The organism is Nodosilinea sp. AN01ver1 (assembly GCF_050565655.1).
Taxonomy (GTDB): Bacteria; Cyanobacteriota; Cyanobacteriia; order Phormidesmidales; family Phormidesmidaceae; genus Nodosilinea.
In genome coordinates, this window is sequence record NZ_JBNXVS010000028.1 from 67,511 (window position 1) to 78,938 (window position 11,428).

General features: G+C 58.4%; 11 protein-coding genes, 1 tRNA gene and 1 pseudogene. All 13 read left to right on the top strand.

Annotated elements, in window-relative coordinates:
• The first annotated feature begins 17 nt into the window (after window positions 1-17).
• Window positions 18-482 carry a diacylglycerol kinase family protein gene (locus ACQ4N7_RS19645; protein WP_430713185.1) on the top strand — a complete coding sequence of 155 codons (465 nt, stop codon included), beginning with the start codon at window positions 18-20 and terminating at the stop codon, window positions 480-482.
• A gap of 20 nt (window positions 483-502) precedes the next feature.
• Window positions 503-1,108, top strand: coding sequence for an anthranilate synthase component II (locus ACQ4N7_RS19650; RefSeq protein WP_430713186.1), 606 nt, complete (start codon window positions 503-505; stop codon window positions 1,106-1,108).
• 73 nt (window positions 1,109-1,181) lie between these two features.
• The gene (locus ACQ4N7_RS19655) at window positions 1,182-1,757 is read left to right on the top strand and encodes a Uma2 family endonuclease (RefSeq protein WP_430713187.1); all 576 of its coding nucleotides are present in this window, start codon (window positions 1,182-1,184) and stop codon (window positions 1,755-1,757) included.
• Between the two features lie 62 nt (window positions 1,758-1,819).
• Complete coding sequence (gene crtI, locus ACQ4N7_RS19660; RefSeq protein WP_430713188.1) at window positions 1,820-3,469, top strand: phytoene desaturase family protein; 1,650 nt, start codon at window positions 1,820-1,822, stop codon at window positions 3,467-3,469.
• A 279-nt stretch (window positions 3,470-3,748) separates the two neighbouring features.
• On the top strand, window positions 3,749-4,513 hold the full coding sequence (locus ACQ4N7_RS19665; protein WP_430713189.1) for an MBL fold metallo-hydrolase: 765 nt from the start codon (window positions 3,749-3,751) through the stop codon (window positions 4,511-4,513).
• A gap of 120 nt (window positions 4,514-4,633) precedes the next feature.
• Window positions 4,634-5,944, top strand: a complete 1,311-nt coding sequence (locus ACQ4N7_RS19670) for an aminopeptidase P N-terminal domain-containing protein (RefSeq protein WP_430713190.1) — start codon at window positions 4,634-4,636, stop codon at window positions 5,942-5,944.
• Between the two features lie 111 nt (window positions 5,945-6,055).
• Entirely contained in the window at window positions 6,056-6,319 is a 264-nt protein-coding gene (locus tag ACQ4N7_RS19675; protein ID WP_430713191.1) for a hypothetical protein, read from the top strand.
• 345 nt (window positions 6,320-6,664) lie between these two features.
• Window positions 6,665-6,737, top strand: a tRNA-Val gene (locus ACQ4N7_RS19680).
• A gap of 770 nt (window positions 6,738-7,507) precedes the next feature.
• Complete coding sequence (locus tag ACQ4N7_RS19685; RefSeq protein ID WP_430713193.1) at window positions 7,508-8,005, top strand: hypothetical protein; 498 nt, start codon at window positions 7,508-7,510, stop codon at window positions 8,003-8,005.
• Between the two features lie 143 nt (window positions 8,006-8,148).
• Window positions 8,149-9,324 (top strand): phage tail sheath C-terminal domain-containing protein, encoded by a 1,176-nt coding sequence (locus ACQ4N7_RS19690; protein ID WP_430713194.1) that lies wholly within the window; start codon window positions 8,149-8,151, stop codon window positions 9,322-9,324.
• Between the two features lie 9 nt (window positions 9,325-9,333).
• Entirely contained in the window at window positions 9,334-9,828 is a 495-nt protein-coding gene (locus ACQ4N7_RS19695; protein ID WP_430713195.1) for a hypothetical protein, read from the top strand.
• Window positions 9,829-10,042: 214 nt separating this feature from the next.
• The gene (locus ACQ4N7_RS19700) at window positions 10,043-10,513 is read left to right on the top strand and encodes a hypothetical protein (RefSeq protein WP_430713196.1); all 471 of its coding nucleotides are present in this window, start codon (window positions 10,043-10,045) and stop codon (window positions 10,511-10,513) included.
• Between the two features lie 108 nt (window positions 10,514-10,621).
• Window positions 10,622-11,428: pseudogene (locus tag ACQ4N7_RS19705) on the top strand (hypothetical protein); the annotation flags it as partial.

Sequence of the window (11,428 nt, forward strand, 5' to 3'; positions counted from 1 at the left end):
TCTATTTAATAGTGTCTATGACTCTCTATAGCGAAAATTCCGAGTCGGTGGTGCCGGTGCCCGAGGGCAACCTCGATGCGGTCAGCCGATCGCTCTCCTGGCGCGTGGCCACCAACTTACTGGTGAGCTTTAAGTATGCCTGGCAGGGGGTAGCCTATGCCTTTCGCACCCAGCGCAATTTTCGCATTCACGTGGTGGTCGGCAGCTTGGCGGTGGGGCTGGCGATCGCCCTGCATTTGGCCCCGGTAGAGCTAGCCGTAATCATCCTTACCTGCGGCGTCGTGCTCACCCTGGAGCTGATCAACACCGCCCTAGAGTCGGTGGTTGACCTTACGGTGCAGCAGACCTACCACGAGCTCGCTAAGATCGCCAAAGACTGCGCCGCCGCCGCCGTGCTCATCTCAGCGCTGATTTCGGTCTCGGTGGCCGCCTGTTTGCTGCTGCCGCCCCTGTGGCAGCAGTGGCTGTTTCAGCTGTTTTAGCCCTCATTTGGTCTGCCCCTATGATTTTAGTGATCGACAACTACGACAGCTTTACCTACAACCTGGTGCAGTACCTGGGCGAGCTGGGGGCTGAACTGCCGGTGGCAAGCGAGCTGCTGGTGTTTCGCAACGACGAAATTACGGTGGATGAGATTACCGCCCTCAGGCCCGATGGCATTGTGATCTCACCCGGCCCCGGCACCCCTGACGACTCCGGGGTCTCGCTAGAAATTATTCAGCAGCTTGGCCCCACAATGCCTATTTTGGGCGTGTGCCTGGGCCACCAGAGCATCGGCCAGGTGTTTGGCGGCAACGTGGTGCGCGCCGCCGAACTCATGCACGGCAAGACGTCACCCGTGTTTCACACCGGCCAGGGCGTGTTTGCTGGCTTAGACAACCCCTTTCTGGCTACCCGCTACCACAGTCTGGTGATCGATCGCTCCACCTGCCCCGAGGCGCTCGAAATCACCGCTTGGGTAGAGGACGGCACCATTATGGGGGTGCAGCACCGCGACTACCCCCACCTGCAGGGGGTGCAGTTTCACCCCGAGAGCATTTTGACCGATGCGGGCATGCAGATTCTGCGAAATTTTTTGGTGTCGCTGCCGGTGCCAGCGATGGCTTAGAGAGGGGCATTCTCCTGACAAATTGGTTTGAATCCTACAATTTAGAGACACAGCTTTTCCGGGGTTCTCAGCTATGAGCGTTGCCAAAAGCCCAGTTCGCTGGACCATCAAAGACATCGAAGCGCTCCCCGAAAATGAGTGGGTTCGCTACGAGATTATTGACGGAGAGCTGTTTGTGACGCGATCGCCTCACTGCAAACATCAACAGGTAGCTGGCCGCATTTTTGCTGCTCTTGACGCATGGTCGGTTGACCAGGGCTCCGGAGAAGCCTTCATTATGCCTGGCTTAATTTTCTCCGACTCAGATAACGTATCGCTCGATGTGGTGTGGGGCAGCACTGAACGGATTGCTCAAATTCAGGATGAAGCAGGCCACCTACAGGGAGCACCTGAACTAGTCGTAGAGGTGTTATCCTCTGGCAAAGCTAATGAAGAACGGGACCGCTCCGCCAAACTCAAGCTTTACTCTATTCAAGGCGTTTTGGAATATTGGATCGTCGATCGCACCGCCCAGCGTATTGAGGTCTATCGCCGCGAGCAAGCTCAGCTGACGTTGACCACAACCCTTCTAGCCCAAGACCCGATTACCTCAGACCTGCTGCCAGGATTTGTCTGCGGGGTAGCCCGCCTGTTTGCAGCGCGAGGTTAACCAGCAGTAGTAGAATACAGACAAGTTATTAACGTTTGTAACAGTTCTCTCAGGAGTCAAGCATGGGCCGGAAGCAGGCGATCGTGATTGGGGCGGGCATTGGCGGGTTGGCCATGGGCATTCGCCTACAGAGCCTGGGGTTTGACACCACTATTGTCGAGGCGCTAGATGCCCCTGGTGGGCGGGCCTACGTGCGTCGCGAGCAGGGCTTTACCTTCGATATGGGGCCGACGGTGATCACGGTACCCCACTTTATTGAGGAGCTGTTTTCGCTGGAGCGCGATCGCGCCAACCTGACCGCCGAAGACTTCCCTTCCACCATCGTTGATGAGAACAAGCGCATTAAAGAAGGCGTTTCGGGCGGCCCCAACACCAGCCGCTACGTGCAGATTGTGCCCATTCTGCCCTTCTACCGCATCTACTTTGACGACGGCACCTTCTTTGACTACGACGGCGACGAAGCCCACACCCACGAGCAAATTCTCGCCCTGGGCGAGCCCGGCGACCTGGAGGGATACCAGCGCTTCCACGAACAGGCCCGAGCGATCTTCGAGCGCGGCTTTTTAGAGCTGGGCTACACCCACTTCGGCGATGTCGGCACCATGCTCAAGGTCGCCCCCGATCTGCTCAAGCTCGATGCCGTGCGCAACCTGTTCCGCTTTAGCAGTCGCTACTTCAAGAGCGACAAGCTGCGCCAGGTCTTCACCTTTGAGCCGCTGCTGGTGGGCGGTAACCCCCTGTCGGTGCCCGCCATCTACGCCATGATTCACTTTGTCGAAAAAACCTGGGGCATTCACTTTGCCATGGGCGGCACCGGGGCGCTGGTGCAGGGCTTTGTGAAAAAATTTGAAGACCTGGGTGGCCAGATTAAGTACAACGCCCCGGTCAGCAAAATCAACGTCAGCCGCAAAGGCGGCAAGAAGGTGACCACAGGGGTCACCCTGGGCGACGGCCTGACGATGGAGGCCGATGTCGTGGTCTCTAACGCCGACTGGGCTACCACCTACGGCAAGCTGATCGAGCCTCAGTACCGCTTCTGGAACAGCGATCTGCGGGTGAAGCTGGCTCAGCAGTCGATGTCGGTGTTTGTCATCTACTTTGGCTTCAAGGCCGACGGCAACGAAACCGATAAGCTGCGCCACCACACCATCATCCTCGGCCCCCGCTACGAGGAGCTGCTGAAAGACATCTTTGGTCGCAAGATTCTCCCCAAAGATTTCTCCCAGTACCTGCACCTGCCGACCCTCACCGACCCGTCGCTGGCACCTCCTGGGCACCATGCCGCCTACACGCTGGTGCCGATGCCCAACAACAAGTCGGGCCTTGACTGGTCTGAGGTGGGCGATCGCCTGCGCGACATCGTCTTTGACTTCCTCGAAGAGCGCGGCTACCTGCCCAACCTGCGCGATCGCCTGGTGTGCCACAGCTACATCACCCCCGACTACTTCGAAAACACCCTCGATGCCTACGCGGGCAACGCCTTTGGCCTGGAGCCGCTGCTGGTGCAGTCGGCCTTCTTCCGGCCCCACAACCGCAGCGAAGACATCAACGGGCTGTACCTGGTTGGCGCTGGCACCCAGCCCGGTGCTGGCACCCCCAGCGTGATGATGTCGGCCAAAATGACCGCTCGCCTGGTCGCCGAAGACTATGGGGTAGAGGAGGCGATCGTCAGCGGCCAGGCCAGCCCCGAGCGCACGCCCCAGATCGCATAGATCGCGTAGGGTGCATTAGCGGCGTCACAACTCAGCCAGCGCAGCCAGCCCAGGCCCCAAAGCCGCAATGCACCGTCACGAGGGATTCCTACGAGCGGTGCATTGCGGCCAAAGCACAAAGTTATCGATTACGCCCGGATCCTTTGGCCGCTAATGCACCCTACGGGGTGGGGCTAGGGGCGATCGCACCGCTGGCCCAAATTTGGGGCCAATATCAGCGGTTCCCGGTCTACACTAGGCTAGCCACGGCTATACGTACTGTGTGGGAGTAAGAGAGTAATGAAACGGCGAAGACTACTGGGTTATGCAGGGGCCGGGTTAGGCGTCACCCTAGGATTGGGTGCATTGAACCAGGCCCAGGCCCAGAGTGCAGGTGTTACCATCCGCAGCCTGGGCCATACGGCGTTTCTCTTTACCGGCGGCGGGCGGCGGATTTTGGTCAACCCCTTCCGCAGCATCGGGTGTACTGAGGGGCTGCCCTCTCCGGCTGTGCCGGCTGACATCGTCATGATCAGCAGCCGCCTGTTTGATGAGGGCTACCTCAACGATCTGCCCGGCGAACCTCGGGTACTGACCGACCCCGGCGTTTACGACTTTAATGACCTGCGCGTTCAGGGCATTCTCACCCCTCACGATCGCGAGGGCGGCCGCCGCTTTGGCAACAACACCGTGTGGAAGTGGACCCAGGGCGGCGTCACCATCGTGCACATGGGCGGTGCCGCTGCGCCACTAGGGGTAGAAGAGCAGATTTTGCTGGGTCGCCCCGATGTCATGCTGGTGCCCGTAGGCGGCGGCCCCAAAGCCTATACTGCCGCCGAGGCCGTCCAGGCCGTGCAGGTGCTGAAGCCTAGGATCGTGATTCCAACCCACTATGCAACCACGGCTGCTAGCGACAGCTGCGAACTGGCTCCGGTAGATGAGTTTTTGAGCCTGATGCAGGGTACTCCGGTCACTCGCGCCACCAGCGGTTCGCTGGGCCTCAGGCCCAACGACCTGCCCAGCCAGGGTATGCGCATTCAGGTATATCAGTATCCCAGAACCTAACAAGCTGCCGGGTTTCTGCGGAGAGCGTCAAGATCCTTTAGCATCCACATAAGAAACCCGGTTTCTCTGGCCTCACCCCACCCAGAGCTGAGCCTCTGGACTATTCCCCATGCAACCGCCATGACCACCTCCTACGCCCACCGTCGTCAGCGTGTAATGGACCTGATCGGCAGCGGCACCGCCGTCTTTGCCAGCGCCCCCCCAGCGGTGATGCACAACGATGTCGACTACCCCTTTCGCCAGGACAGCAATTTCTATTACCTGACGGGCTTCAACGAGCCAGGGGCCGTGGCGGTGCTGGCTCCCCACCACGATGAGCACAAGTTTGTGCTGTTTGTGCGGCCCAAAGACCCTGAAAAAGAAACCTGGTCGGGCTACCGGGTAGGGGTAGACAAAGCGAAGGAGCAGTTTGGGGCCGATCAGGTTTACCCCATTGCCGAACTGGATGAGCACCTGCCCAAGTATTTAGAAAAAGCCGATCGCCTCTACTACCGCTTTGGCCACGACGAGGCGCTGAACCAGCGGATTTTGCGCCACTGGCAAAGGCTGCTGGCCACCTACTACAAGCGCGGCACCGGCCCCGTGGCGATCGAGGACGCCACGCTGCTGATGCAAACCCTGCGGCGGGTGAAGTCTGAGGAAGAACTGGAGCGGCTGCGCAGGGCGATCGCGATCGCCGCCAAAGCCCACAACCACGCCCTTGAAATTACTCGCCCTGGCCGCTTTGAGTACGAAATTCAGGCCGAGATGGAGCATATCTTTCGCCTGGAGGGGGCGATGGGGCCGGCCTACACCTCGATTGTGGCCTCAGGGGCCAACGCCTGCATTCTGCACTACGTCGAAAACAACTGCCAGATGCAGGACGGCGACCTGCTGCTGATCGACGCGGGCTGCGCCTACGACTACTACAACGCCGATATCACCCGCACCTTTCCGGTGGGAGGGCGCTTTAGCGACGAGCAGCGAATTTTGTACGAACTGGTGCTGGAGGCGCAGCTGCGGGCGATCGCCGCCGTCAGGCCCGGTGCCCCCTTCAACGAGTTCCACGATGCCGCCACCCGCACCATTACCGAAGGGCTGGTAGATCTGGGACTGCTGGCGGGCAATATCGACACCCTAATTGAAGAGAAAAAGCACAAGGCCTTCTTTATGCACGGCACCGGCCATTTTCTGGGCCTGGATGTGCACGATGCCGGCATTTTGCGCAACCCTGACAAAACCTGGAAGCCCTTTGAGGTGGGCAATGTGGTCACCGTCGAGCCCGGCATCTATATTTCGCCCACCTACGAACCGGCTGAGGGGCAACCCCAGATCGACGATCGCTGGCGGGGCATTGGCATTCGCATCGAAGACGACGTACTGGTGACGGAGAGCGGCTGCGAAGTGCTCACCGCCGCCGTGCCCAAAGCCTTGGAGGATATGGAGCGGTAGGCAATCGGCATATAGGTGCTGATTTTTGAACATTGAGGTTTGAATTCTGTGATCTATATCAAGGCTCAAAACTTAACCTTCAAATACTCTTAAAGCGTTTCAGAAAGAACCATGCTCGGCACTCAATCCACGGCAAAAACCATATTTCTGCTGGTCTCGATGGTAGGCTGGCTGCTCGTTGGCGCAGCCATGATGTATCTGTTTCCTGCGATCGCCGATCGCCTCCTAGGCAGCGACCTCACCCACCTGTGGATGGCCAATCTCTCCCGCAGTGGCTACAATCCCACCCTTGGCTGGCTGGGCGGTGGCACCGTTCTAGCCGTGACGGTGGCAGGCAACTGGGTCTGGTACCAGTACTTCGAGGGCAAACACTAGCACCCGCTGCAAAAAAACCAGAAGTAGCCCCCAGAAGCAGCAAGGGCATTAGCCACAGCACGATAGGGTGATGGCTAAACGGCAGCCGGTAGAAGCTGGCTGGGGAGGCGCGATCGCCAGCTCTGCCCATACGACAGGCCATAGGGCACAATTCCAAGCGCGCGCAGCCTGTTGAGGAGGTGTCTACTCGCTCACCCCCCTCATCTGTCGCTGAATTGAAGATGCTGCTAAGGTAGCAGATTCTACCTATTCAGACGTCAAGGCGACCCAAGCAGAAAATTGTTGGCGAAGTTGATCAAAATGCTCCCCATCCTCTGCTAAGATATAAAACTGCAAATGCAGCACGGGCGATTAGCTCAGTTGGTAGAGCGCCTGCCTTACAAGCAGGATGTCACTGGTTCGAGTCCAGTATCGCCCATAGGTTTTGTACAGTTGTTGAGCGACACTTTATTTGTCCGTAGCGGCAGATAAAATGTCGCTCAGCACTAGCCCTTCAACTACGGGAATACATTGAGGGCTCACTTCCAACCAGCGATGATGCCACAGCCGACTTGTATCCTTGCTGATTTGGCTGTGGCTTTCTCCTCGGCTCGCCTGTGGGACAATTTTGGCTCGCAGCGCAATTGGCTGAACCCTGCTTGGTCGTCTCGCTAAGGTCTTGAGGTCGGCCTGTTCTGATACGTTTAGCGTGATAGAGCGGCTGTCATGCACGGTAACCTGCTACGCTCTCCTCCTCAAGGGTGGGGGGCTGCCACCCAGTACTGGCGGGGCCTATTGCGCAAGTCGATCAAATTTCGTTACTTAGATAGGGACTGATAGACGATTCAGTGGCTTCAGGACTCAGCGCACCAGCCATTGATATCTCGCTGCTGTTTCCCATTACCTCAACATTACGAACCTACCTACCTTAAATCAGGCAATTCTCCTTCAGAAAGCTCAATTAATCGAGGCGTCCTTAACTAAGAAAAATTTTTGTAACCAAATAGTTACTTTGGTCTGCTCCCCTCAAACTGAGGGGATAGAGTATTCTCATAATTCCCTATAGTAAGTTTTCTTCTTTGCATTCGAAGCCGTTCAATAAGGCGATAGGAGAGTAGACAACTACTATCATATTTGTTTGTATATTTCATTGTAATACACGTCACTATTGATGTGTATTAAGGGTTTGTAGTTCTGAGGTTGGTGGCAATGGATTTCGCTATTGATGAAATCTTAGCTGGACTCCAGGCGGCGTTAAGTCAGATTTTGCCAGACGACCTGGATAGCTCAGTTGCCGTCGCCTCTGTTCTGCTGCCAATTTCTGTAAAGCCTTCCGGAATAGGCAGTTTTATTTCCACTAATGCTGACCCTTTGGGGGAGGTGAAGGGTTATCAGATGGAGGCCGATGCTCAAATTCGAGTGTCGACTACCGATGCAGTAGCCAGTCTCGACTCGGCTTTGGCGCAGTTGATGGCGGCATTTTCTGGTCTTACCCGGCGGCGCTATTTAGAACTCGGAATTTTACGCCTGGGTGCGGCTCAAGTTGATCCTGAAATTCGCCAATCTGGGCAGGGGAATAACGCCACCCTGGAGCAAAAGGTTACTTTTCGAATTGTGTACGAGTTCCTGAAATTGCCAGAAGATACTGAAGGAATCATTCAGGCCGTTCCGCTCAATCTTGAGTTGTCTAGTTCTGCTGATTCATAGTTCTTATCCGCTCAGTTCTAAAGCTAAATAAGGTCGGCTGTGTCAGGAATTGGCGCTGGCTATTTTGTCGGTGGCTATGTTTCTGGTTAACAGTTGGCCAGGGTTTTGCATCGTCAAATTACAGTTCTGTAAAGGACCGGTTTATGGCTGAAGAAATTCTCACAACAATTATTCCGGGTACCTACATTCGGGTGCGATCGGAGGGGCTGATTCGCGCTGGCGGTTTCGCCGTTGGCAATATTGGCATTGTCGGCACCGCTCGCATTCAGGCGGTGGATGACGCAGGCGACCCCGAGACGGCTGAGGATGGTAGCCCCATCTTCGACTCGTCAATTTACGGACGGACGTTCGTTTTGTCGGACTATGCCAGTGCTCGGGCTCAGCTGGGCAACTACGATGCGCTGTTGAACGCCTCTGGTGCGGTGGCGGGGCAGCTCAACCTGGTGCGATCGCTCCAGGTGGCCTACCAAAACGGGGCCCGAACGGTGTTTGCCCGCGCTCTGTCGCCGACGCCAGCCCCTAACCAGGCGGCCTACACGGCGGCCTTTAACGAGCTGATCAAAGACGACGTCAATATTTTGATTGCCCCGGAGTTGGCACCCGACGTGGCCGCCGCCGTGCTCAACCCGCTGCTGGTCAGCGCCGAAAACAACGGCAAGGACATGATTGCCATTGTCGGCAGCGATGTCGATACCGCCGCGCTCAATACCTTTTTGGGCAGCGTACCCAGCAACGATACCGGGCGCATTATTCTGGCTACCCCAGGCATTTACAGCTTTGATGCCGCCGCTGGCACCAGTGGCGAGGTTGTGGCGATGCCGGGTCGGTACACCGCTGCTGCCGTAGCCGGGTTGATTAGCGGGCTGGCGGTGCAGTCGAGCCCCACCAACAAGGTGCTGCCGGGGGTGACGCAGCTGACCCAGCGGTTTTCCTACGGCGAGCTGGAGCAGCTGGTGGGTGGCAACGTGCTGGCCCTGGAAGAACGGCGCGGCGTGCGCGTGGTGCGCGGCGTGACCACGAACACGGGTGCCTTCACCCAGATCACGACCCGCCGCATTGTCGATGCGGCCAAGCGGGGCATTCGGCTCTCGGCTGACCCGTTTATTGGCAAGCTCAACAACCAGCGGGTGCGCAAGGCCCTCTACGGTGCGATCGCCAGCTTTCTCGACACCATGGTGAGCGACGAGGCCCTGGTGAGCTACACCCTGGAGGTTACCGCCAGCCGCGACGACGAGATTGCCGGACGGGCCGTCGTCAACGCGGTGCTGCTGCCCACCTTCAGCATCGATTACATCCTGGTCACCCTCAACCTGCAGTAGGACAAAGCCATGGCAAATACCAGTGTTTTAACCGGGGCCGATGGCTCCATTACCCTGTCTACCTCCGAAGGGGCCGAGGGCGAACTGGCCCAGGGGGTGATCGACAGCTACGATCTGCTAACCGTGGGCCGGGTGCAGAATGTAGCGGTGTCGGTGCGCTCCGACGTTAAGCCTTTCCACGAGATTGGGCAGCGCTACCCTACTGAGCTGCGCTACGGCAACATTCACATCGCGGGCACCATTGGCCGCGCCTATATCAACGGCGCGCTGCTGCGGCTGCTGCTGGGGGAAGGGGCCGACAGCCGTCCTGCCGCCAGCTGGAATCAGCCGTCGTTCAACATCACCGTGCTGCTCGACAATCCCGCCCTGGCGGAGGTGAACAACACCCTCACCCTCTATGGGGTGAAAATCGACGGCTGGTCCTACGGCGTGCCGGAGGATGACTTTGTGCTGGAGCAGGTGAGCTTCCAGGCGATGAACCTGACCGTGGCGGATGAGGGGTAGGTGGGTGGATGGGTAGGTGGGTAGGTGAGGGAGATGGGTAGCGTGAGTCAAGCGTTACCTGTTCTTGCCTCAAACCGGCTCATCTCCTGGCGCGACCTACGGGTGATGGCGGTTGAATCAGCCAGTTCATTCCCTAGCGCGACCCACGGGCTGATCTAACGAGCCTCCCAGACCCAATGAACAACAGGGTGTAGTACCTGAGAAGTGAGTCTCTATGTTGACAGTTGACGAGTTATTGGCGGGCGGTAGCCTCACCTACACGGTGGCGGTGCCCGAGACGGTGCTCAACCCCCAGAGCAATGACCAGGGGGCGCTGGGGAGCGATCGCACAGTACAGCTCCAGCCGCTGACGGTGCAAGACCTCCAGGTGATTGCCCGCGCCGCTAAGGAAAACGACTCGCTGACGGCGACGCTAATGGTGCAGCGGGCGCTGGTCGAACCGGCGCTGAGTGTGGCTCAGGTAGCAGCTTTGCATGTGGGTCTGGTGCAGTTTTTGCTCGATCAGGTGAACCAGATCAGCGGCATTACCACCTCCGCCGAGCAACTATCGACGGCGATGGAAGCGCCCCTGACCCGAGCCGCCTTTGTGCTGGCCAAGTCTTTTGGCTGGACGCCCCAGCAGGTCAGTGAGCTTACCCTCGGGCAGATTTTGCTGCATTTGCAGATGCTCAAAGAGAACCCCTAGGGGTTGACGCGAAGCCTAATGCTGACTTGGGCGATCGGTTGTTGAGGCCGGTGGGGATGGTGCATCGCTTCGCGGATGCACCCTACGGATGTCAATGGTTTGCAGGTTATGACAGCTTTTTCTGACGATACCAACATCAGGGCCTTTCGGCTGGTGGCCGCCGCCCTCAATGCTCCGGTGGCACAGCCCGCCTGGACGGAGGCGCTGCTGGCCAGTCTGACGCCGCCCCTGCCCCTGGTCGATTGCGATCCGCTAGGGGCCTGGTCGCAGTCTGAGACAGCCACAGCAGTCTCAGTCGATTCACAGGGCCGCAGGGCCAAAGTTCCTCAGCCGCCTGGGGATGCCGACGGGCGCGATCGCGCCCGTTCCGCCAAGTGCGTCCGGCCTTCTGCTCAATTGGTCAAAGATCGTCAGCTTTCTGGTCAGGCTTCAGAATCAGGCCGCGATCGCAACCCCACATCCGCGATCGCAGAGGTGGTCTCAGGCACATCCTCCGACCCAGCTGTCCCCAGTCGGTCCCAAACCAGCCCAGCCGCCCCCATTTTTCCCATTCCAACGATCGCGCCATCTCCAGCGATCGCCTCTCTCGATCTGCCCGAAAACTGGACCACCGTTCCCCCTCGCGCGGCAGCCCCCCTCGCCACTCTGGCCGAAATCGGACGACTAACCAGCGAGATTCTGGTCAGCACTCCGGCTACAAGTGAACGATCCAGCGGGCGATCGCATCTCATTCTTCCATCCCAACCATCCACAGCCGCCAAACCTGCGGCGATCGCCCCCTCGCCCTCTACTCCAGCCCCGCTCGCCGCTGCTCCACCCCCCTCACTTGCCCCAGCCGCCTTTTCCCCCCCATCTCCCTATCCCCCCTTCGACTCCGCTCAGGGACCGTTCCCTCACCTCCCTCATCCTTCTCAC

What these genes read in the sequence shown, in the direction of transcription:
- ACQ4N7_RS19645 (WP_430713185.1), top strand. Translation starts at nt 18, where the DNA reads ATGACTCTCTATAGCGAAAATTCCGAGTCGGTGGTGCCGGTGCCCGAG.
- ACQ4N7_RS19650 (WP_430713186.1), top strand. Translation starts at nt 503, where the DNA reads ATGATTTTAGTGATCGACAACTACGACAGCTTTACCTACAACCTGGTG.
- ACQ4N7_RS19655 (WP_430713187.1), top strand. Translation starts at nt 1,182, where the DNA reads ATGAGCGTTGCCAAAAGCCCAGTTCGCTGGACCATCAAAGACATCGAA.
- crtI (WP_430713188.1), top strand. Translation starts at nt 1,820, where the DNA reads ATGGGCCGGAAGCAGGCGATCGTGATTGGGGCGGGCATTGGCGGGTTG.
- ACQ4N7_RS19665 (WP_430713189.1), top strand. Translation starts at nt 3,749, where the DNA reads ATGAAACGGCGAAGACTACTGGGTTATGCAGGGGCCGGGTTAGGCGTC.
- ACQ4N7_RS19670 (WP_430713190.1), top strand. Translation starts at nt 4,634, where the DNA reads ATGACCACCTCCTACGCCCACCGTCGTCAGCGTGTAATGGACCTGATC.
- ACQ4N7_RS19675 (WP_430713191.1), top strand. Translation starts at nt 6,056, where the DNA reads ATGCTCGGCACTCAATCCACGGCAAAAACCATATTTCTGCTGGTCTCG.
- ACQ4N7_RS19685 (WP_430713193.1), top strand. Translation starts at nt 7,508, where the DNA reads ATGGATTTCGCTATTGATGAAATCTTAGCTGGACTCCAGGCGGCGTTA.
- ACQ4N7_RS19690 (WP_430713194.1), top strand. Translation starts at nt 8,149, where the DNA reads ATGGCTGAAGAAATTCTCACAACAATTATTCCGGGTACCTACATTCGG.
- ACQ4N7_RS19695 (WP_430713195.1), top strand. Translation starts at nt 9,334, where the DNA reads ATGGCAAATACCAGTGTTTTAACCGGGGCCGATGGCTCCATTACCCTG.
- ACQ4N7_RS19700 (WP_430713196.1), top strand. Translation starts at nt 10,043, where the DNA reads ATGTTGACAGTTGACGAGTTATTGGCGGGCGGTAGCCTCACCTACACG.